Origin of the sequence: Nodularia harveyana UHCC-0300, from assembly GCF_034931085.1 — a bacterium.
Taxonomy (GTDB): Bacteria; Cyanobacteriota; Cyanobacteriia; order Cyanobacteriales; family Nostocaceae; genus Nodularia; species Nodularia harveyana.
In genome coordinates, this window is record NZ_JAYGHG010000003.1 from 170851 (window position 1) to 194415 (window position 23565).

Genomic DNA, 23565 nt, shown 5'->3' on the forward strand with positions numbered 1-23565 from the left:
TTAGTATTCAATTGCACAATTTTTAAGTTTCATTTAATCTCTTTGAGACATGGTGATAAAAAACTTCCATGTCTTTGTAGCATAGTGCATCTGTCTTATGGATGATTTAACGTCCCTGTTAATTGACTCTTACCCGGAACCGGACAAACCCATAGGAAGTAGTGGGATCACCTTGACTTATACTGTTAGGCACATTACCTAAATTCACGACTACAGCCCCATTGATGTTTGGACCCCCACAGTTAATATTGGGGTAGACACCTGTGGGTTCTATTCCTACTGGAAAATACTGTCCATTATCGCCATCTTGAATACCAGTAAATGGGGTGGAATTACCATCATAACTGAGAAGAATACCCGTGTCTGGGGATTGACCAAAAGCGTCGGGAATAAAAGTGGTATTTGGGGGTAGGCGATCGCACATCAATACATTCAGCGCAGTAGTATCACCTACGGAGAGAAAATAAATAGTATATTCCAATTCATCCCCTGAAAAAATATTACCCCCATTTAACAAACCTTGTAAGTAATTAGCCGGCCAATTAGGGTTATTATCATCTGGAGCGAAGGCAGTAGGTACATAATTGGGGGAGTTGATATCATCTACCCCATCGATGAGGTCGGTGTATTGTGTAGAATTAATTGCTGTAATCCGTTTAACTAAAACAATATTGGGGTTATTCGCCAGCGCTGGGTTAAACCCGAAGTTTTGATCAGTTATGGGATTACCAGCAACAGTTACAGCTAAGTTATTCGGTGTACTTAAAGCATCGCCAGTGGGAATATTGGGATCATTAGTATCAACTTGAATTGTGTAGTTGCCACTACCAACACCAAGAAAAATGTATGCACCATTAGCATTTGTATTGGCAGTTGCCACAACATTATTACTAGAATCTATTAATTGCAAAGTAACGTCGGGAGGTAAAGTCGGTTCCCCATTATTGAAAGTATTATCTTGATTTTGATCTTGATAAAGATTACCAGAGATAGTGGACAGAGTGTCAAGCATAAATATAGCTCCTCCGGTCATTAAGTCTAGCCCCCCTTCTCCTGAAGCACCAGATGTATCAGTAGGAAAATTCGTCAGATTCACTAGGTCTGGGTTAATAATGCTATTAATATCATTGGGAAAAACCGAGTAACCATAGATTACTTGACCATCAAAGTCTGTAAGATCGTCTATAGAAATATAAATACTAGATATCTCTTGTGAACCAACTAAGTGTGAAGGTCTGAATGCTGATTCGTTCTCCTCTCGGCGCATAACTGCACTGTTAATGTTAAATCCAGTGCCACCCCAGGTACTTGCAGGAACATTTGTCAATGTTCCATATGCGCTGGGATTACCACTGGCATCTAGGGCTGTAATTGCTGCTATGTTGAAAGGGTCATTACCACCACGTTCTAAAATTAGAAACCCAATGTCTGCGGCTGAGGCGACGGGTATGGATATACCTTCGGAAACAATATAGTCAACCCGTTCAATATTATTGGTAGCAACTGAATTTTCATTAGAAAAGCCATTATCAACACCTTTGTTAATGATAGTACCGAGTAAAGCTTCTTCCATTGTATTGGTATAAGACGATCGCATTTGAGTGTTATTGTTTGACTCAAAGAAAATCAGTTGTCTTTCTCCAGTGCTGAAGGCGTTATCTACGCGGCGAAATTGTAGTTTGTCAGCTACTAGTATTAAAGAGTAAATATTTCCCCCAAGTTGAAAGGCTGAAAGCCTTAAATCATTGGTTGCTCCCACACCAAATTCTAAATCTATGTTGCTGTTACAACCTGTGGGATAATTACCAGTACTACATGGATTCCCTACCTGAGTACTATAGTTAGTAGGCGTTGCGGATTCGTAGGTGGCTGTGAGGCTAGTTACTCCTACTTGGGCGGCCACTGGGGTGGGTGTGAGGAGTGCGATCGCACTGGCTATTCCTAGAGAAATTTCACGCAGAGACGCAGAGGCGCGGAGAGTGGGAGTTTTTAAGGGATTTTTCCTAGTGGTTTCTCGGTTGTGTTTTAATTGCTTGACAGTCCCAAAATATTTGTTGTTCATCCCCTATCTCCTTTTAAGCTGTTCGACTAAGGTGGTAACTACAGCGTTGGCGGCTTTTGTATCCTTGAGTTGATTAATCAAACTTTTTACTATGGTTTTTGGTGGCTGGGCTGGGGGAATTTTTTGTAACCCAAACCCGTTAAATAGTTCGTTGAGTTTGACAGTTATACCTATATAGGGACCACCGCCGGAACGTGTCCCGGAAAAGTCTCGGTCGTCAACTTTACCCAAAACATAGCCGGCGGCTAGTCTGAGGTTAGAGGTGAGGTAGTAACCAGCTTCCACCACAAACCCTGTCTCTGTATAGTTTGGTTGATGAATTACACGAGCCTCACCGACTAAATCCATGCTGTATCCCAAGCGATAGGTAGCCCTTAATTGTCCCAGATTAACTGTACTTGTACCGGCTAAATCGTTAGCTAAGTAAGAGGTGCTGTTACGTAGGGCATATTTACCGTAAAATTCCCATTGCCAATTTGGGGCGTAAATTGTTTCCAGGGCAAAGGTATGATCTTGAGAACCTGTACCAGTTCCTAACAATACGGTTTCGGGAATGGTTGCGGGATTTTTGCGGTATTCATAACGCAATAAGGCGTTAAATTTATCATTTTTGGGGTTACGGTAGGCTAAACCCACTTTCATGCTGGCTGTATCTCCTAGTCCGATTAATCTTTGGTTGGCGGAACTAGCTTGCTGATAACGAACTAAAGCGGTGAGGGATGATGAAACTTTGCCGATCACTCCTGCGGAAATTACGGTGTTACTACCACTGCCAGAGCTACGATGTTCATAACGGGCGCTGGCTTTATAGTTGGGGTTTTCTGTATATTCCAAGCCGACACTGTAACTATCGCCACCTGCGAAGCCAAGAGAGGCAGAGTTTTGACCAATGGCGACGGGTTGGAGGAATTGTTGTCCTGCACCGGTAGTTCCCAGAAAATCACCAAATACGTGTTCGTAAGCGACATTTAGCCGCAAACCAGGGGAAATTGTCCAACGGTTTTTTAAACCCACTGCGCCTTGGGTGGTCATTTGGTTAGCACCACCGAAAATTGAGTAGCGTCCGGTAATGCTGGTATCGGGAGTGAGTTGGTGTTCGCCGTTTACACTCAAATTGGTGATGGAGTTACCTGCAAATTGACCACCACTATAAAACTGTTGGGACAGACTAACATTCACTCCGGGTATTGCTGCCCAATTGATACCTAAGATGCTACGGTCTGGATAAACTGTGTCTGTTTGGTTGGAGACGGTGAGTTCGTTTTGGGCGAGGAAGGTGAGGTTTTTGGCGATGGGAAGGGTGAGACGCGATCGCAATTGGTCGGATTTGCGAGTTAAGGAGTCGCTAGCCAGGCGGTCTTCCCGATTTCGATGAATCCAATCAAAGTTTAAAGCCGCATCACCCAATTTTTGTTGTATCCCGGCGGAAATTGTGGTTAGGGAATTATCAACTTGGTTACCGGGAATGGCTGTAGAAGTTGGTGTAAATAATTCCTCGAAGGTATCTAAAGGTTGGGGTGCAATGCCAAAGTTATCTTCGTGGTCGTATCTTAATCTCGCTCTAGTTGTGGAGGTTAATTTACCTGTTAATTGCGCTCCATACCGAGTTTGTCCGGGGACAAAACTAACAGTGGCATTATTGGCAAAACCAGTATCCGCAAAGCGGTAATATGCACGACCTTGAAGACCATTAAAAATATCTCCTTCGGCTTCTAAGCGATAGGCTTGACCACTGACTAATCCCATTAAGTCGGAATCGTTGGTGGAATGGGCATATTCTCCGATCAATTTCCGGCCTGAACCCAGGGAAATCATGGCATCTGCGCCATACATTTCAAAGCCGCGCACTCCTTGATTTTCTTGGATGTAAGTTGCACCTAACCAGCTTTCTTCGTTAATGACGCGAGATAGGTTGTATTGCAAGCGTCCAGCATAGATGTTGCTCTCGGATTCTTGACCATCATATTGATAACTGGTGACGATGCGGCGAACTAATACTTCTCCATCCTCACTGATGTCTGTACGCAGGATGGGTTCCCGGAATAAAATTGTCCCGCGATCGTAATCAATTTCATAATCTGGGCCGCGGTTGAGTCGTTGACGTTGTAGAACGGTTCCGGGGCGATTCAGTTCTTCTAATTCCAAAAAGACGTTTTCACTACCGGGAACTAATAGCCGGCGTGAGAGGAAGTAAAAACCGCTAGTGCCATCTGGGGCGATCGCATCTCGTTGGAAAGCCTGGAGATTATTACCGTAAAAACCCGTAAATTCTAAGTCACCGAAGTTATAATTAGTTTTTAATCCGTGCAGTTGCCGAGTCAGGGCTGTATATTGCTGTGACTGGCGGGCAAATTCTTCGGTGTCGTAGTCTCCCCACATAGCATAATCGGGGCTGCTACCTGGGATCTCGCTGGAACGCTCAAACCGCAGATATAAGCTGTCACGGGAAGGAGTGAGGGCGTTAATTGTGGAACTATCACCGTAAACTGGATAGTTTTGCTCACGAAATTGATCTTGGCGAAATAACCGACTTTCACAGTTACAATCTTCGTTGAGATTATTCTGACTGTCATAAGCACCAGTAAATAACCAATCTCCTACTTTCCCGGTAGCAAATACTGCCGAACGCACGTCTAATTGGCTACTATTATCTTGGTCTGGGGGTAGAAAATCCCGAAATCTGCTGTAAAAATTAGTGCTTCTACCTCCAAAGCGGACATCTATCACCCCAGTTACTAAACTAGAGCGTAAAGCGGTTTGGAATTGTAATTGCGTAAAGGCTTCTAAATCGTTAGATGCGGCGCGGATTCTTACTGTTTGGGCTTGTAAAGGCGATCGCAATTGGGCTGTAAATTGTCCCCCCTTGGCTTCTACCTGAAATCCCGGCTGGTCTGGTTTGAAATCGGTACTGATAAACTCACCAGCTGTAGGAATCAGAGTAACAACACTCTTACGATTGGAGAGATTACCATTTTCATCCAGCAATTGACCCCTGACTGTAGCCACAGAACGACCATCAGCAGGAACACGCGCTTCTAGGGTTTCCACTGTGAGTTGGGTGGGCGCTCCCCGCACTGTGACACTAACGGTAATTGCGGTTTCTGTGTCACCTGCTATTTGTGCAGAAATCTCGTTTACCCCTTCTTTCAGGGAAACACCATACCATGTCTGCGTGACTAAGTTAGTCTTTTCATTAGTTTCTGTTCTCCCAATTAAACTCACATCTGCTAATACGCCGTTGACACGCAGTTCGATTTCTTGACCTACGGGAAATTGCAAAATTACTGTACTGGCTGGTACATCTGCAATGGCGTTGGGAGCGGGTGTGAGAATGTTAACAACAGGCGGTGTTTCTGGTGTCTGTGCTAGTTGAATTAAACCTTTGGGTAGTGGTTGATCTCCTGTGGGTTGAAATGAGGGAATTTCTTTGGAAGGGGTGGGTAAAACAGGTGTTTGACTCTCGGCTTTTAACTTGGCTATTTGACGCAACTTTTCCCGGAATTTCGGGTTTGTTGTGGGTTGCGGTTTGGTTAATTCAGATGATAAGGAATCCCCAGTCTCCAATTCCTGCTCCCCAGTCCCCTCGAAGTTAAGAGAAGTATCAGAGTTTTCCGGCGCTGCGGCCTTAGCGATCGCGGGATATAATATCATGCTGATAGATCCGGCTATGGCTACCATCAACTTCAAATTTAAGGTATTTCCTGGTATTATGGCTTTCATTTCTCAACTTGCTCCTCAAGGCTGGGGGTAACGGCGAAGTTCATACGTACCAACCCACCAGGCTCTAAACGGACTAAGCGAGATTGGCTATTGCGTTCGCGGAATTTTTTATTAGGAGCCAAGGTATAACCAGGGATGCTACTGAGGTCTAAAACTCCTGTATGACTTCCAGGTAACATATTGGCTACGGAAAATAAGCCGTTTATATCAGTAGTAATGCGGTTACCATTTTGTAAAATTACCACAGCATTACTAATACCCGGTTCTCCCTCTTGTTGTTCACCATCAAAGTTTTGATCAACAAAAACCCGTCCGATAATGGTTCCTGAATCTGAGGTAATTCCGGCTCGGATTCTTAAGTAGTGGCTAGCTGGTCCATCTTTGATCTCAAAATTATTATCAACCCGTTGTGCATTCACAATCGCACTATTGCGACCAGAACCCCGCACAGCATCGGGAGTTAGTTGCACAGCGTAGGCTATATTTAATATTTTCCCAGTGGGAATGGTTGTTGGTAGCTCAAATGTGATGGTAGAACCGTTGTGTGAGGCAGCTATTTCCACTGGTTGACGATCCATTTCTGCTACAACTGATGTGGATAAAAACCTAAATCCTAAAGGTAAATTATCAGTCACTATTAAATTGTTTAAAGCTACATCACTTTGATTCCGAATCGAGAGCCGATAAATGGCTGTATCACCGGGTTCTGCTGTGGAGCGATCGCCTGTTTTAACAATCTGTAACTGATTACTTTGACACATCCCCGTGCTAAATCTAAAAGCTAATAAATCTAGTCCCACAGTTTCAGCATTGGGGACAACAGCCACTGTATCTGTGATGCTAGTACCCCCTGTAGTCGTGATGGGTTCACCATCTAAAGAAGTCGCCAAATATCGAATAACATTATTATTACTGTCCCCAGTATTTTCTAATATTTCAATTTTTACCCGTCGTTGTTGATAAATAGAATTACTTGGGGGATTGACTACAAAAATATAGGTTCTTCCGGGGTCAGTTTGACCAATATTCGGATCTAGTAAAAAGTTATAAGTACCGCGTGGTTGTTCATTACTCAAGACATAGGGATTAATATTCTGACTATTTGGTGCTAATCCAGCCGGAATATTATTATTAGGAATATTCGGTACTTCTGTTAACGTCAAGGGAACTATGTTGCCTAATTCTGTTCCTGTGGGGTCGTTAGGATTAGGTTCATAAACACCTACAGAAAAACCTGTATAGTCTGGTAAAAGTTCACCACTACAACCCAAAATTCTGCCGAAGGGGTCAATTAATGCCGTGTTAACCGTCTCTATATTTCCAGAACTACCTTGAAATTGTAAATCGGTCCCAGGAACTGTATAAGTATAACTAGCCTGATTTTTAATAGCTGGCGCAGTCTCAGATTTTGCGGCTTTGATATAGATAGAACTGTATAATATACCTCCCATAATCAAAGTTGTGGTTAACCTTGGTAACCATCTGTAATTAAAAAACTTTTTTTTGTTATTTGCAACCCGATTCACTAAATATTTCTCCTCTGGCGTGGGTAGTAAATAGAGGGATGTAGAGATATAGTTTTAGTCAATCTCTACAATAATTTGGCTTCATATAAAATCGGTTTTATCAACAGAAATAATAAGACCAAATTTCCCATCAAAAAATTCCCCAACAATTTAGCGCACTTGCACTTGATAATTGGCTGTGACTGTGGTTTTGGCATTTACCACTGGTAAATATAAGCGGATATGAGTGTAAGCTGTGGCTGGTGCTGGTTTAACTTCTACATTGCCATTAGGAAGAGTAACTTTAACTGTAGGTTGATCTACAAAGCTACGTCCGCCATCAATGCTATAAGTGATTTTGCTGTTTGCACTCACATCAGTTTTTGCTGATTTCAGCACATATACCATCCCTTGAGGAATGGGTTGGTTGAGAGTCAGATTTTTGACTGGGCGATCGCCTGTGTTTTCGCCCTTTAAGGTATAACGTAGTACGTCCCCTGGTTGGACGGTGGCTTTACCTTGTAAAAGTTGCCATTTTTTAACTTGCTTACCTTGCTGATCTTCGGTTGTTACTTGCTTTTCGGCTTCTAAGCGTAACTGGACTTGACCTTTTTTAGCATTTTGCGCGATCGCAATCCCAGATTCCCCAAGATTGCCTAATACTGGTATATTACCGACAAATGGCACTGTGGCAATTAGAGCGATCGCACCTAAACCGACAATTGAAAATCTTTTCATTTTTATCACCTCAAAAACTGCTGTGATCTGATTGTTATTGTTAGATGTAGAGACATAGCATTGCTACATCTCTACTAGATGACAGGGCTAAAAGATTGCATTTTCTTGATATTTATGCTCTAAATTAGCTCTGTCAATCCATTACACAGACTTAGTTCACTCTGCGTTGGAAAGTAAAGGTCCCAGTCCCAGTGATACCGGGAGGAACAGTTCCCACAGTATTAGTATACTGAGTCACATCAGTAGCTGGGGTTGTCCCGGTTATGTCAGTACCGAGAGTTACAGGATTACCATTGAAGAACTGAATCGTTAAAGTTCCAGAAGAAGCCGCAGCCGAGCCTACGACGTTGCTGGTATCAATAACAGTATCGCTATTGTTATCTAAAGCCCAGTTATTCGGTGCAGTAATACCATTTTCCACAATTACCACATTGCTAGCGCTCAAAATCACGTTAGTGTTACTACCATCTTGAGCTTCGGAAATATTGGTATAGGTAATCCGGTACTCAATAATGTTTCCTGGTGCTGGCTGCTTATTAGTGGTGCTAAAAGTGCCATCAGTACCCTGTACAGCAGGGCCAGTTCCCGGTAAGATCCGTGAGACTTTCTCTAGTTTCAAGAACCCAGTATACACACGGTCGATAGTAGTATTCTGAGTTTCAGTTTGTAAACCAGGGGTAGCATCATCCACAAAAGCTGTAACGGGTACTGGGAAACCCCTGTCAATATCAGTAGATAACGGACTATTAGCAGGTAAATCCACTGAAACAGTGTAGTTTACATTGCCTCCTGCTGGGACGTTAGGAATGGTGATGTATTCAGCAGCGTTATCAATTGGAGTACCACCAAAAGTAAACTGAGTACCATCCCAGACGTAAGTTCTCGTCTCATTATTAGCGTTAATGGTGACTTCTGTACCAGTAGGTAAATCACCAGGAGTTGCTGGTGGTGTGGGTACTAGGGAAATCGGAGCCGCAGCACCACCAGTATTTTGTATTGTGTTATCGAAAGTTACAGCACCTGGGTCAAGTGTGTCGCCTGGTGCTAAACCTGCGGGAACCGGAGTTGATCTGTTGGTGAAGTCGTCATTATTATTGTTGGGACCAACTGCATCTGGTTGATTATTCGGACCATTGAGAACAGAAACGGGAGCATTGATGTCAAAGGTGTTGGCTTCACCACCAGGACCAGTACCCTGGTTGTTATTGGTGTTGTCACCAATGGGGTCAGTACCAGTGTTGGTTAGGTCTGTTGGGTCGTTAATGAAACCATCGGAAATTCCAGGAGTTGTATCTGGAACACCATCTCCATTGGTATCTGTACTCACGCCATTCTCATCTAGAGGAGGATTAACACCATCATAGTTACTGGGATTATCGTCCCCAGATTCGTCATAAATAATGTTATCTGGAACACCATCCGTATTCGCGTCTACTGGTGGAACACCATCGGTTTGACCAAATAATTGGGCAATGTTGTTGACAGTTACAGTCGCAGCAGTCACAGTATCTCTAACTTTGACCTGCAATGAGAAGCCAGGTACTGTTACACCAGGAGCAACACTTGTCAAGGTTCCGGGGTCATTAATAAAACCAACACGGGTGACAGTACTCAAATCACCAGGAGCAGCAGTAGTCCACGCTGCTTGATTAGCATCAGTTGTCACTGGAGTAGTGGTATACACAACTTGCCAATTAGCTGGTGCTGTGGGGGTGGCGGCTAGTTCAGTATTTAGGGGAATTGCATCAGAAACTAAGATGCGAGGTTGTTGCGAACCATTGAGGTTGATGTTTGTTCCCACTAATGCTGTGGGGACAATTCCACTACTTGTGGGGTCGGTATTCCCAACTTCCAAACTCAAGCTATAGTCTAATGTGTCATCTGTGATGGCTGGAGTTCCTTGGTTGGTATAAGTACCCCTAACTTTGCGAACTGTAGCGAAGGCATAAGGCTTCGGCGGCACAGCACCTACAGTCGCCTCTGGGGTAGCACTAGCTTCTCTAATATCCGTTGGGTCTGTTAGTTGTCCAGGTACTTCATTAGGAACACCATCGGCGTTATCGACAGTATAAACATCAAGAGCGTCAGGAGTACCCCTCTGTTGGTTCTGATCATCATTAGGTGTATTACCTAATTGAACGCCAATGATCTGATTTTCAGTCGCACCAGCGTTTACAGTCACAGGAACCCGGACTAACACTGAACTATCGGGGGGAACTGAACCAGTGATTAATTCAGTACCAGGAATAGTATTCCAAGTATTTCCACCATCTTCACTGACTTCTATAACACCCGCAGTACCAGGTCCAGTGACAGTTACCGCATTTGGAATACTAAATCTACCTGGGTCGTTACCAACGTTAGTAACAGTGTACGTATATAAGAGGCTATCGCCGGGTACTGGTGATGTATTATCCACGCTACCAACAACGGTAACACCGGCGACTTCAGCTACAGTTACTATAACTGGGTTAGATGTGGAGTTGATGGTTGTTCCATCAGGGTCTTCATAGGTAGCGGTGGCGGTGTTACTAATGTCTTGGCCTCCGGCAGCACCTGCACCTATTACAGGTAAGGCAAATTGGAAAAAACTACTAGTTAATAATGCTGTTGCTACTAACGAGCGATAAAATTTTGATTGCTTTTTCTGGGAATGCTTCATCTCAATTCTTATTTATGTGTTTGTACATAGTTACGGATGGTTGACCAAGTTCTGATACATAAATTTACTTTACGTCCTCAGTCAATTTGCTGGTTTTTTGCGTCCTGAAATCAGGTCTTTAGAGGCATGAAAATCATCATATTCTTATATGGGCATAAATATGTCCTGTGTTTATACTTATTTAATTATGTTGATTTGATGAAATATATTGAATCAATCTAAGTAAATTCCTATGGTCATCAAAGGATGATATTCTTACAATTCTTACTAGACAAGACTTATAAGCCAAAGACTATTTTTTTCATTATCAGAATAAAAAATACAAGTTATTTAAATTAGTCGGTGATGGAAAATTACTTATTAATATGATTACTGTGAGTATTAGTATCTTTATAAAGAAAGCATAAAAAATAGCACAAACATATCCGCAGAATGTTATGGACACATTACAGCTTGCAACAGTACGACTGTTCTGTGATAACTGAATTAAAGATAGTATTATGAAGGATTGTTTCTAGTCGCCTCTTAGGTATCACTAAGCCGATATGTCAGATCACAAGCTCGCCCCATCTTTAAATGGACATCTGCCCCATTCTCACGACAATAGCCAGAATACCATTCGGATTCGGGGTGCTAGGCAGCATAATCTGAAAAATATTGATTTGGAATTACCGCGCGATCGCCTGATTGTGTTTACTGGTGTTTCGGGTTCGGGTAAGTCTTCTCTGGCCTTTGATACCATTTTTGCTGAAGGTCAACGGCGGTATGTGGAGTCCCTCAGCGCCTACGCGCGGCAATTTTTGGGTCAATTGGATAAACCGGATGTGGAAGCCATTGAGGGCTTAAGTCCGGCGATTTCCATCGATCAAAAGTCTACTTCCCATAACCCCCGTTCTACTGTGGGGACGGTGACGGAAATTTACGATTATCTGCGGCTATTATTTGGTCGTGCTGGTGAACCCCATTGTCCAATATGCGATCGCTCCATCGCACCCCAGACCATAGATGAAATGTGCGATCGCATTTCCGAACTACCAGACCGGACTAAGTTCCAAATTCTTGCGCCGGTTGTCCGGGGAAAAAAGGGGACTCACCGCAAGCTGTTATCAAGTCTCGCTTCTCAGGGTTTTGTCCGGGTGCGTGTAGATGGGGAAGTGCGGGAACTCTCTGACTCGATAGAATTAGATAAAAATATTACCCACACCATAGAAGTTGTTATTGACCGCTTGGTGAAAAAAGACGGTATTCAAGAGCGTTTGGTAGATTCTTTGTCTACGTGCTTAAAACAGTCTGGTGGAATTGCTACCATTCTTGTCAGTGTGACATCTGAGAATGGTGAAGATACAGAAGAAGAATTAGTATTTTCCGAAAACTTTGCTTGTCCGGTACATGGGGCGGTTATGGAAGAGTTATCCCCCCGCTTGTTTTCCTTCAACTCCCCTTATGGTGCTTGTCCCCATTGTCACGGCATCGGGACTTTAAAGACATTTACGCCTGATTTGATTGTACCAGACCCGGAAGCACCAATTTACGCGGCGATCGCACCCTGGTCGGAAAAAGATAATTCTTATTATTTGGAACTGCTTTATAGTGTCGGACAATCTACTGGTTTTGAGTTGCAAGCAAGGTGGAGTCAGCTAACAGTAGAACAGCAGCATACAGTGATGTATGGGGAGAAGAAGGAACGAACCGCAGAGGCGCAGAGGACACAGAGTTTTAAGGGTGTGATTCCGATTTTGCAACGTCAATATGAGGGTGGAACGGAGTTAGTTAAGCAGAAGTTAGAGCAATATTTGGTTGACCAACCCTGTGAGGTTTGCGGGGGAAAACGTTTAAAACCAGAGGCTTTAGCGGTACGTTTGGGACAATATGGTATTTTAGATTTAACAGGGGTTTCCATTCGGGATTGTCGGCAAAGAATTGATCAGTTAAAATTGAGCGATCGCCAAATTCAAATCGCTGATTTAGTCCTAAGAGAAATCAAAGCTAGATTGCAATTTTTATTAGATGTAGGCTTAGATTATCTCACCCTCGACCGTCCCGCCATGACCCTTTCTGGTGGAGAAGCCCAACGCATACGTTTAGCCACACAAATCGGTTCTGGGTTAACAGGTGTACTTTACGTTTTAGACGAACCCAGCATAGGTTTACATCAACGAGATAATGGACGCTTACTCAAAACTTTAACTAAATTACGCGACTTAGGTAATACTTTAATCGTTGTAGAACACGATGAAGAAACCATCCGCGCCGCCAATTATATAGTTGATATTGGACCCGGTGCAGGAATCCACGGCGGAAACATTATTTCCCAAGGGAATTTAGAAACCTTACTCGCAGCCGAAGACTCTTTAACAGGCGCTTATTTATCCGGAAGACGAGTCATTCATACACCCGCAGAACGGAGAAAAGGAAACGGGCGCAGTTTAGTTATTGAAAACGCCCATCGCCACAACTTAAGAAATATCAATGTCGAAATTCCTTTAGGTAAACTCGTCGCGGTTACAGGTGTTTCTGGTTCCGGTAAATCAACCCTAATTAACGAATTACTTTATCCCTCATTACAACATCATTTAACCAAAAAAGTTCCCTTACCCAGACATTTACAAGAAATTAAAGGCTTAAATGCAGTTGACAAAGCGATCGTCATCGACCAATCACCCATAGGACGCACACCCCGTTCTAACCCCGCAACTTATACAGGTATATTCGATGCAATTCGGGATGTCTTTTCCCAAACAGTCGAAGCCAAAGCCAGGGGATATAAACCCGGACAATTTTCTTTTAACGTTAAAGGTGGACGTTGTGAAGCTTGTAGCGGTCAGGGTGTAAATGTCATTGAAATGAACTTTCTTCCCGATGTTTATGTCCAGTGTGAAGTTTGCAAAGGTGCAAGATATAACCGGGAAACCTTGCAAGTCAAATACAAAGATAAATCAATTTCAGACGTTCTCAACATGACCGTTGAGGAAAGTTTAGAATTTTTCCAAAACATTCCTAAAGCTGTTACCCGTTTGCAAACCTTAAATGATGTCGGTTTAGGTTACGTCAAACTTGGACAACCTGCAACCACCTTATCAGGAGGAGAAGCCCAACGGGTGAAATTAGCCACAGAATTATCTCGCCGGGCGACAGGTAAAACCCTGTATTTAATAGATGAACCAACCACAGGGTTATCTTTTTATGATGTCCATAAATTGTTGGATGTGTTGCAAAGATTAGTAGATAAAGGAAACTCAATTTTAGTCATTGAACACAACTTAGACGTGATTCGTTGTTCTGATTGGGTGATTGATTTGGGTCCAGAAGGTGGCGACAAAGGCGGAGAAATCATTGCTGCGGGTACACCAGAAGAAGTCGCCAAAAATTCCCGTTCTTATACTGGACAATATTTGCAGCAGGTGTTACAGCAATATCCGGCGGTGAGGACATAAGAGGATGTTTCACGCAAAGGCGCAAAGGCGCAAAGGTGGAAAGGTTGGAAAGCTGGAAAGGTCAGGATTCAGTAGTTACATATTCATGAACTCTTCTCATCCTCTCCGCGCCTCTGCGCCTCTGCGTGATCAAAAAATAATCTCTCAAAACACTAGCCATCCCCAAAATTCTATGCTATGATGACAAAGTATGAAACGCAAGGCTCAGTAGCTCAGTTGGTTAGAGTACGGGACTCATAAGCCTGGGGTCGTCAGTTCAAATCTGACCTGAGCCATTTAAAACAGATAAATTTAATTATTATTTAACTATTGAATAATGGGTGCAAACTCTTTATTCATAAACCTTTGTCTAGTCTTATGCATCTGCATCAAGCTTTTTGAACCATATTCTTTACTAATTAAAAAATAAATAGAGCAAAACTGAATAGTGAAAACACCAGGAAATATCATTATTCCACAGGAAAAGCTGACTTGCTATCTTCTAGTCCCCCGCATCAAAGATGATAAATCCAAGTTTTTAGCCCAAGCAGGATTTACACAAAGTAACCCAGAAGATTTATTAACAGCTATTTTTCAACTCACGACTACCAACGAAACAATAGAAGATATCACTAATGAATATGGAACCTTTTACACCATAGAAGGAAATCTACAAGGAGTAAATGGTCAAAGTTTAGCAGTTGTCACAGTTTGGCTAGAATCAAAACATGACCAGAATTTTCGGTTTATTACTCTAAAACCAAAGAAGGATAAAAATGGATGAAGTTATCACTATATCAGTACGTCGCTCTCAATTGTGATTTACCACAATACAACCTCAAAAAGGGTGATGTTGCTACGTTAATTGATTATGTGACTCATCCTAGTGGTGGTGAAGATGGTTATATATTAGAAGTCTTTAATGCAGCAGGTGATTCTATTGCTGTTTTTACTGTTCCTATGTCAGCAGTGGAAAAAATGCCTAGTGATGCAGTGCTGGCTATTCGTCCATTAGCAGAGTTAAAATAGTTATCTTATTTTCCAGTAATTAGGGAAATTATTACCACTACCGAATGTGAGTATAATTGCTGATGAATAACTCTTTACCTTTTGCTGCGCTACCTTGTTTGTAGTTATTCATGGCATACTGCAATTCCCACTCCCATATCTGAGAGTCGGGAAATTTTTCTCTAATTTGAGGTGAATCATCGTAAGTTATTAACCAACGGTGATGACATTCTCTGAGCAATTCCGCAAATCTTTGATGCTCAAATGTTGTGTGTAAATCACCATCTTTACCATATAACCTCGATTTAGTCGCCGTAAAATAAGGTGGGTCTAAAAATATAAAGACGTTTTTCCCCTCTGTGTCTAATAGTTCGCTGTAATCTAAGTTAGTGATTTTGACATCATCGGTTAAAATTTCTGCTAATTTCTCTAGTCGTTCTATTGAGGAGTAGGTAAACCGTTTCTGAAAAGCTTGCTCAGAATAACCTCCAGATTCTACAGTACCAGAAAAGGTAATTCTATTGAGAATAAAAAAGCGGGCTGCTCTCTCAAAATCAGATAATGTTTGAGTATCTATAGTGGTTAGTTCTTTAAATAGGATTTTACCATCTGTATATTTATCTTTTACCCGGCGGATTTCTTCGACTAGCTGGGGTAAATTAGATTTCGCATATTTCCAAAATAGAAATAATTCGCGGTTTAAATCGTTTATCCAGATTTTTAGGTGAGGAAATTTCTGCTTTAAGTAAATAAAGACGGAACCTCCTCCTACAAATGGTTCTCGAAATTCAGAGAAGTTTTCAGGTAAGTGTTCGGCTATTTGGTTGATGGCTCTAGACTTACCACCAGGGTATCTTAATGGGCTTTTTATCATGGAGGAATGAACCACAAAGGACGCAAAGGACACGTTCGCGTAGCGTCTCCCCTTGGGAGAAGGAAGAGGGGAGGAAGGAAGAAAAGATTTTTATTTGGTGGGTGGTGTGAAACCAAGCATGGAAAAAATCCAGTGATACCATTCTGGATGGGTGATGAGAACGTTTAATGCTGATGCTAAGTCTATGTTGTCTAGGTCTTTGTTATATATGCTGATAATTAAATCATAGATGAGGTCTAATAGAAGTCTATCTTGTTTATTTAATGGGGTGAATTTGCCGTTAGGACTATTTTGCAGTTGGTTAATATATTCTTTTCCTACTTTACCTGTGATTTGTGGTAGACGTTCATCTCTGATTAATTGAAACTTGGTTTGCGGATGAATAATTACTAATTCGTTGAAGTTACCAATGCGGTTGGTAAAGGGAGTACCGTTGATTTGCAGAAATCCAATTACATAATTCTGATTACTGTTTTCTATGACGATATGCTCTGGTAATTTTCTTTTACCTAAGCGATACTGGGTGAGTTTAATGGGTTTGATGTGGTTGAAGGCTTCGGCTATTGTCTTTAATTTACCAATATCATCATAGTCAGCAATGATGGCGGAGTTAGTATATTTTTGCTCTAATTCTTTTTGATGTTGAATGAGATACTCAGTTACAGGGTTGGCTGGGGCGGTTTCAGTTCCATCAGGTAAGTAAGATAATAGTTTTTGATTCAGGTTATTTAAGTCTATAGCAGCAGGTTCTTGAATAGCTTGTATCAACTGTATTAAAACTTCCATTGATACCTGTTGCTGTTGTTGTAAAAGTCTCAGTTGCTGTGCTATTTTTTCCTGGTTATCTAGTTCATATATATCTGTTTTTTCAATGGTTAAGGGTATTCCATGCACTCTATAGTTATAGTAGTCAGCCGCACGGTTTAAGGCAGACCTAATGGGTTTTTTCGCTAAAATATCATCTAAATCTTCTGGCTGAAATATCTGCTGTAAGTTAATGTTTACAGATTGCAGTTTAATTTGAATAATTTCTTTAATTTCTGTTTCTGTGGGTTGACGTAAATAAACTTGAGAGGGGAAACGCCCCAAAATAGAGTTGTCAAAGGTTGATTTAAATTGTTCCCATCTGTCAGGAAATAAATTGAGAATAATTAAGCTGTTGGGAACATGGGTAAAAATTTCTTTGATAGCTTCCCCAAAGTTTAATAAGATTTCTTTGTTATGGGGAAGTCCTAAGCCTTCTAACTGGTCAAAAATAATGATTAAAGGTTCATCGAGGCTAGATAGTTTACCTAAAACTGATATGGCTTCTAAGGAAAAGGCTTCTTGACTAATTTCTTCTCCCCAATTGGGTAAGCCAATGGTTTCTGCTTCTTCATCTGTTAACACATTACCGGCTAACCACCGAGTGGTAATATTCCTATATCTATAATCTGTATAGCTACAATATTTGACCATTCCTTTGATGATAGATAAGGCAAAACTTCCCGCAGCGTAGTTGCTCATCCACCATTCATTAATAGTCTTTTCAATATACAGCCAATATTCTCGCTTGCGTTGGGTATTTTCTGCGCCTAATGCGTTGATGTGATTTTCTTCTAGTTGATATAAGGCTTTGATGATTTCTATATCTTTTTGTTTGACATCTCTGTGAGGAAGACTGAGGATTTTCCGAAAGGTGTTAATAATTAAGTAGTCTAGTTGTGGGAGGTGTCCAACTTTTTGGACTAGAGATTCTAATATGCGGCTATATATATGATAAAGTACGGATTGAGAATTATTCGGCTGACGAATAAATAATAATCTGTTACTGGATAGTCGCTCTTGTGCTAGTCTCATCATCAGGTGAGTTTTACCAGAACCAGGCTCGCCAATTACTACTATGCCTTTACTTTGATGGTTGGTATCTCTTTTAATATCATTTAAACCTGTTTTGAGGGTGAGAAATTCTCTCTGATAGGTGTTGAGGGAATCGGGATGATTTTGAAATGGAGTGTCAACTCTACTGCTGGTAAATGGATTAGGTTGTTCTTTGAGTTTTTCTAGCATGATTTTTCTATAAAGATGGTAGGTAAATTCAGCATCATATCTGGCACTATGTGCCATGTCGGAAATGAAATATTGCTGATTAGCCCGTAAGTTAAAATATTTGCTTAAATAATCTAAAGAATAACTTTCTAATCCGTTCCAGGTATTTTTCGCTAAGTTCCAAGTACAGTCAAATTGTAATTTTGGCCAAATTAAACCTACTTGGCGGAAGTTATATTTGAGAACTTCAATATCATGTTCTGCGTAATGACAGATGATTTTTTTACCCTGAACAAGTGATAAAAATTCTCTGAGTAGGGTTTTTAAGGTTTTCAGGTTAGGACTATTTGGAGATATGCGGGGATGGTCGCTAGAGAAACCTTCATAAATTACTAAGCCTTGACTATCTATCAGGGCTAATTCACTTAAGTCCGGTTGTCCTTCGGTATCTAAAACAACAAAATCCATATGACTGTAATTATACTTTTTTTATTGTATCATTAGTATCAATCAATGTAATGCTATTCAGAATAAAAGACCTACTTTTCTCTAAAAATCAAATAATTTTTTAGTATCTATTGAAAACAGAATCGCTAGTTAAATATTATTTTCCTCATTGCGCTGCATTAACTTTGCTAAAATTATCTCTAGTCTTTCTAAAGCAGCGTTAGTTGAGTTTTGGCTATCTCTTAATTCCAGAACTACATCATCTAATATCGCGTTTCTCGCTCTAGTGGTATCTATAAAGTCGCTGGCATTGTCTACAAACCTATCAATTTTTGCACCCATAGCCTGAACGGTTAGGGATAAACCGTCAAGCTGGTTTTGGGTAATATCTTGACGGTCAATTAATCGGTTAATTTTGTGGTCTGAAGATTCCGCATATTGTGCAGTGGAAATTAACAGATGTTTAACAGTGTCTAATTCATTTTCAAAATAGTCTAAACGCTGTGGGTCTCTCATGGTGATTTCTCCTGTGTTAACCATTCTTTCAACATTTGATTAATAACTTGTCCCATTGGTTTATTTTGTTTGGCACAAGCTACTTTAAAGTCGGTCTTAACCTGTTTATCTATATAAACACTTAACTCTGTCATCCCTTCTGGAATCTTTTTAGGCATTTTTTTTATTAACTCGATATCTAGTATTCTCGCATTACCTCCAGGATTTGGCTAACTACGTATTACGCGATTGCTCGATTTAGTTATTCTATCACTAGACGATCGCCAGTGTCTGATTACTTCGGCAACTGACCAAGCTTGGGCGATCGCACCTTTAGGTTCATGAGGCGAATCTCCATCAAAAATCTCTGAAATCGAGTGAATACAGCCGTCATTCAGGAAGTGGTCTAGCAATGGTTGCCAATCAAAGGGTAAGGGTCTTTCTGGGTAACAACGCTGCCACGCACGGGTAAAGGGACCAATTAGCCAAGCCCACACAGTCCCTTGATGATAGGCGCGATCGCGCTGTTCTGAGTCCCCTGTATATTTACTGATATAATCGGGGTCGCCTGGGTCAAGACTACGCAAACCATAGGGAGTCAGTAACCGGGAAGTCGCTAAATCCACTACTGCCCGCCCTTGATGTTGGGAAAATCCGCAATGATGCAGAGATAAGGCTAAAACCGCATTGGGACGAATCTGGGAATTGCGACCATCATCTGGATCGATGGTGTCGTATAAATAACCCATCTGTGGATTCCAGAACTTTTGCAGAGAAATGGTCACTTGTTGGGCTTGGTGAGTGTAACGCTGTGCTTGCTTGGCTAAACGTGCCGCATCACCATAATTCATTTGGCTTAACCGTTCCGCCCATTGACTCATCCAACATAAAGCCGAATACCACAGGGCATTAATTTCTACTGCTTTCCCATCGCGGGGCGTTACAGGTTTTCCCCCAATCACCACATCCATCCAGGTGAGGGCGACACCGCACACATCCCAACTAACTAACCCATCAGTGGCATCAACTTGGATGTTATAACGTGTACCACCCATAAATGCTTTATGAATTTGCTGCACTACAGGAAATTGTGCTGCTAAAAATTCCCAGTCCTGGGTAGCTTCTAAGTAAAGTCCTAAAGTTTCAATCCACCATAAAGCGGCATCAATACTGTTATAAGACGGTTCACCACCAAAATCAGGAAAAACGTTAGGGATTAAACCGTGGCGACAGTAACGCCCAAAGGTTTCTAATAGCCCTTTTGCTAATTCAAAGCGCTGTGTAACTAAGGCTAAACCCGGTAAAGCAATTAAGGTATCACGTCCCCAGTCGTTGAACCAGTGATAACCTGCAATGACTGTGGGGCCAGCGATGGAGGCGCGATAAACTATAAATTGGTCGCTAGCTGTTAATAATTGCTGCCAAATGGGGGAAGAAGATTGATTTTTGACTGGGGCGAAAGTTTGCGATCGCCTTTGTTGTTCTGCTTCCACAGCTGCGGCGAAAATTTCGGGACTCAGCAGAGTTTGCATGGGGTCGGGAAAACCAATCTTTGCTTCTAGGGTGACTGTATCTCCCGGTTGGAGTTTGACTGTTAGGTAACCAGGACTGTAAAGGTCTTCTTTATCTCTTAATCCTCTGGCTGTTTCTTCTGGTAACTGATAATCCCAATACCAAACTGCATCGGCTTGATATTCTCCTTGAGTCCAACGTAAATGCCAAGGTGTGCCGAAGTTTCCGGTAAACATGGCTTGCAGACAAACTTGATTTTCGCCGAGTAGTTGGGAAAATTGTAAACCAGGATCAGCTTTTTGCTGGTGATGAAAGTCCCGATCGCCTATGAGTAGCCGTAGCCTTAAAATGGCGGTATCACGGCCTTCATAGCGATATTGCATCAATAGCCGATGGGAACCCATATCTTTTTCCCCATCTCCCAAAGCATGAGGCATCAATAATTGTCTTTTTATCTGCCAGTTATCTTCTTGCCAAATCCATTGCGGAACTGGGTTAATATCAAAAGAGTGTAGCAGTTTGTAGCCTTGGGGGGAAACTTGACCATCAGCCCAAAAGTTCGTCCCTAATGCGATCGCTTTTCCTGATACTTCTAAACTGGCTTCTAAGTGAGAAAATAGCAAGGTGCGACCAGAAGGCGGATTAGTCGCCCCCAATAGCCAACCATGATAAGTGCGGGTGCGAACATCAGAAATAGTCCCACTAGCAAAACTCCCCAAGCCATTGGTAAGTAACCATTCTCTTGTATTTAAATCAGGCATTTGTTACTCAAAATCGTTATGACTATGATACAGTCGTAACAGATTGTAATTAAACTGTAACAATTGTAAATGGGTGAGTGTTAACTAACCCAAATTCCCAAGTTATTATACTTATATAAGTTGAAGGAGAATTGGCTGAATGTCCCTCACTTACACAACAGAAGGATGCCTCCGTGTTGGTCAACAGGCTCCTGAATTTACGGCGACTGCTGTGGTAGACCAAGAATTTAAGACAATTAAACTTTCCGACTATCGCGGTAAGTATGTCGTTCTGTTTTTCTACCCCTTAGATTTTACCTTTGTTTGCCCCACTGAAATCAGCGCATTTAGCGATCGCTACGAAGAATTTAGCAAAGTTAACACTGAAATTCTCGGTGTTTCCGTAGATAGCGAATTTTCTCACCTAGCCTGGATTCAAACTGACCGCAAATCAGGCGGTGTGGGCGACCTCAACTATCCTTTAGTTTCCGATATCAAAAAAGAGATTAGTGCCGCTTATAACGTCCTAGATCCAGCCGCAGGTATTGCCTTACGCGGTTTGTTTATCATTGATAAAGACGGTGTACTACAGCACGCCACCATTAATAACCTTGCCTTTGGTCGCAGCGTTGATGAAACCTTGCGGACATTACAAGCACTTCAGTATGTTCAGTCCCACCCTGATGAAGTCTGCCCAGCCGGTTGGCAACCAGGGGATAAAACCATGAATCCTGACCCTGTGAAGTCTAAAGTTTACTTCTCTGCTGTCTAGATTTTTCTAACAGGTCACATTGCTTAAACCACAGATGTACAGAGATGAACACAGATATTGCTTATTTAGTGTTAGTTTCTATATCTATCTGTGGTTTTTGGTTAGAACAGGGAATAGGGAACAGGGAATAGCTTTGAAAATCTCTAATTTTGAGGGGTTAATTATCTGTTTCTGTCCTCACATCCTGGGCAGTTACTATATCAATTTTTCATAAAAAATAGGTAAAATAATATGCTAACTTCTAATGATTTTAGTGGTTTATTAAACGAGCGCTTCTTTCGCAATTTTTTCCCCATTCCAGCGATTAATCAGCTAAGACTGGGAGTAGGAACCCCAGATTTTCAACTGCCCGATATTACTAATGGGACTGCGGTAAAATTATCAACTTATAAAGGAAAACAACCAGTCTTACTGGCATTTACGCGCATATTTACAGAAAAACAATATTGTCCCTTCTGTTTTCCTCACATCAAAGCTTTGAATCAGAACTACGCAGAATTTAAAAGTCGTGGGATTGAAGTTTTAATGATTACGAGTACCGATGAAAAGCAAAGCCAAATAGTTGTGCAAGATTTAGGGTTACAAATGCCCTTGCTAAGTGACCCTAGTTGTCGAGTGTTTCAGACATACAAAGTAGGACAGGCTTTAGGTGCGCCTTTACCAGCCCAGTTTGTATTAGATAAAGATGGTAAATTAGTTTACAGACACTTGTTTTCTTTCTTGGATCATAATGCTAGTGTCGAGACATTATTAACACAGTTTAATTAACCCCATCCCCAGACCCTGATGAAATTAAGCAGGTGTAATTTCCATTGATCTACAAGCTTCTGCACGCTTAAGAGGCGGCACATTGCCAGTAGCCATTGAACTCAGCTAATTGCAAAATAATATCTATAAGCATTGAATTATAGACGGGTTTATTGATACATTATTGATGCTGAACTCTAAATCCCTTGTTATTGAAGGTACTGCACCAGAATTATTATGAAGTCTCTACACCGTCCTGATCTATATGGCTGGTCTACTTTCAATCCGGCAAGAAATATTGATTTCAATGGGATTGCTTGGGTTCGTCCTGAAGGAAATATCTTGGTTGACCCAGTGGCTTTATCAAATCATGATTGGAATCATTTGCAATCTCTTGGTGGTGTGCATTGGATTGTGTTGACTAATTCTGAGCATATTCGATCTGCTAAGGAAATTGCGGATCAAACCTACGCCAAAATTGCTGGACCTGTAGGAGAGAAAGATAATTTTCCCATACATTGCGATCGCTGGTTAGCTGATGGTGATCAGGTGGTTCCAGGGTTAGAAGTGTTGGAACTCCAAGGTTCTAAGACTCCAGGTGAATTAGCCTTGTTACTGGAAGAGACGACCTTGATCACAGGGGACTTAGTACGCGCCCGCAAAGCTGGTAGTTTAACAATTTTGCCTGAAGAGAAGTTGTTGAATCGTGAGGCTGCTATGGCTTCCATCAAACGGCTAGCAGCACTACCTCAGATAGAAGCAGTATTAGTGGGTGATGGTTGGCCTGTGTTTCGGGATGGTGGCGATCGCTTACAAGAACTTCTCGCAACTTTATAATTCTA

The 23565-nt window shown here is 41.7% G+C and carries 16 protein-coding genes and 1 tRNA gene; 7 read left to right on the top strand and 10 right to left on the bottom strand.

Annotation, left to right across the window (positions count from 1 at the left end):
* Window positions 1-118: 118 nt before the first annotated feature.
* The 5 genes from VB620_RS03480 to VB620_RS03500 all read right to left on the bottom strand — a co-directional run bounded on the left by VB620_RS03480 (window position 119) and on the right by VB620_RS03500 (window position 10687).
* The gene (locus tag VB620_RS03480; RefSeq protein ID WP_323194741.1) at window positions 119-2062 is read right to left on the bottom strand and encodes an SdrD B-like domain-containing protein; all 1944 of its coding nucleotides are present in this window, start codon (window positions 2060-2062) and stop codon (window positions 119-121) included.
* 3 nt (window positions 2063-2065) lie between these two features.
* Window positions 2066-5782: a TonB-dependent receptor gene (locus tag VB620_RS03485; protein ID WP_323194742.1), complete on the bottom strand. Its 3717-nt coding sequence runs from the start codon at window positions 5780-5782 to the stop codon at window positions 2066-2068.
* Complete coding sequence (locus VB620_RS03490; RefSeq protein ID WP_323194743.1) at window positions 5779-7233, bottom strand: DUF11 domain-containing protein; 1455 nt, start codon at window positions 7231-7233, stop codon at window positions 5779-5781. Before VB620_RS03490 ends, VB620_RS03485 begins: the two co-directional genes overlap by 4 nt.
* Window positions 7234-7458: 225 nt before the next feature.
* Window positions 7459-8025 carry a hypothetical protein gene (locus VB620_RS03495; protein WP_323194744.1) on the bottom strand — a complete coding sequence of 189 codons (567 nt, stop codon included), beginning with the start codon at window positions 8023-8025 and terminating at the stop codon, window positions 7459-7461.
* Window positions 8026-8176: 151 nt separating this feature from the next.
* Window positions 8177-10687 carry a beta strand repeat-containing protein gene (locus tag VB620_RS03500; protein ID WP_323194745.1) on the bottom strand — a complete coding sequence of 837 codons (2511 nt, stop codon included), beginning with the start codon at window positions 10685-10687 and terminating at the stop codon, window positions 8177-8179.
* A 545-nt stretch (window positions 10688-11232) separates the two neighbouring features.
* On the opposite strand from VB620_RS03500, the gene uvrA reads away from it, so the two are divergent.
* The 4 genes from uvrA to VB620_RS03520 all read left to right on the top strand — a co-directional run bounded on the left by uvrA (window position 11233) and on the right by VB620_RS03520 (window position 15129).
* Complete coding sequence (uvrA, locus tag VB620_RS03505) at window positions 11233-14121, top strand: excinuclease ABC subunit UvrA (protein WP_323194746.1); 2889 nt, start codon at window positions 11233-11235, stop codon at window positions 14119-14121.
* 201 nt (window positions 14122-14322) lie between these two features.
* Window positions 14323-14396: transfer RNA gene (locus VB620_RS03510), tRNA-Met, on the top strand.
* Between the two features lie 152 nt (window positions 14397-14548).
* Window positions 14549-14884, top strand: a complete 336-nt coding sequence (locus tag VB620_RS03515; RefSeq protein ID WP_323194747.1) for a DUF6883 domain-containing protein — start codon at window positions 14549-14551, stop codon at window positions 14882-14884.
* Window positions 14881-15129 carry a DUF4926 domain-containing protein gene (locus VB620_RS03520; RefSeq protein ID WP_323194748.1) on the top strand — a complete coding sequence of 83 codons (249 nt, stop codon included), beginning with the start codon at window positions 14881-14883 and terminating at the stop codon, window positions 15127-15129. The genes VB620_RS03515 and VB620_RS03520 overlap by 4 nt, the downstream gene beginning before the upstream one ends.
* Window positions 15130-15166: 37 nt before the next feature.
* On the opposite strand, the gene VB620_RS03525 is transcribed toward VB620_RS03520, so the two are convergent.
* The 5 genes from VB620_RS03525 to VB620_RS03545 all read right to left on the bottom strand — a co-directional run bounded on the left by VB620_RS03525 (window position 15167) and on the right by VB620_RS03545 (window position 21225).
* Window positions 15167-15982, bottom strand: coding sequence for a DNA adenine methylase (locus tag VB620_RS03525; protein ID WP_323194749.1), 816 nt, complete (start codon window positions 15980-15982; stop codon window positions 15167-15169).
* 90 nt (window positions 15983-16072) lie between these two features.
* Window positions 16073-18478 (bottom strand): exonuclease domain-containing protein, encoded by a 2406-nt coding sequence (locus VB620_RS03530; protein ID WP_323194750.1) that lies wholly within the window; start codon window positions 18476-18478, stop codon window positions 16073-16075.
* Between the two features lie 129 nt (window positions 18479-18607).
* Window positions 18608-18973, bottom strand: coding sequence for a hypothetical protein (locus VB620_RS03535; protein ID WP_323194751.1), 366 nt, complete (start codon window positions 18971-18973; stop codon window positions 18608-18610).
* Window positions 18970-19131: a plasmid partition protein ParG gene (locus VB620_RS03540; protein ID WP_323194752.1), complete on the bottom strand. Its 162-nt coding sequence runs from the start codon at window positions 19129-19131 to the stop codon at window positions 18970-18972. The genes VB620_RS03535 and VB620_RS03540 overlap by 4 nt, the downstream gene beginning before the upstream one ends.
* Window positions 19132-19182: 51 nt before the next feature.
* Window positions 19183-21225 carry an amylo-alpha-1,6-glucosidase gene (locus VB620_RS03545; protein WP_323194753.1) on the bottom strand — a complete coding sequence of 681 codons (2043 nt, stop codon included), beginning with the start codon at window positions 21223-21225 and terminating at the stop codon, window positions 19183-19185.
* Between the two features lie 139 nt (window positions 21226-21364).
* Here VB620_RS03545 and VB620_RS03550 point away from each other — a divergent pair, with 139 nt between their 5' ends.
* From VB620_RS03550 to VB620_RS03560, 3 genes are all read left to right on the top strand, one after another.
* The gene (locus tag VB620_RS03550) at window positions 21365-21976 is read left to right on the top strand and encodes a peroxiredoxin (protein ID WP_323194754.1); all 612 of its coding nucleotides are present in this window, start codon (window positions 21365-21367) and stop codon (window positions 21974-21976) included.
* 231 nt (window positions 21977-22207) lie between these two features.
* Complete coding sequence (locus tag VB620_RS03555; protein ID WP_323194755.1) at window positions 22208-22744, top strand: peroxiredoxin family protein; 537 nt, start codon at window positions 22208-22210, stop codon at window positions 22742-22744.
* Between the two features lie 216 nt (window positions 22745-22960).
* On the top strand, window positions 22961-23560 hold the full coding sequence (locus VB620_RS03560) for an MBL fold metallo-hydrolase (RefSeq protein WP_323194756.1): 600 nt from the start codon (window positions 22961-22963) through the stop codon (window positions 23558-23560).
* Window positions 23561-23565 lie beyond the last annotated feature (5 nt).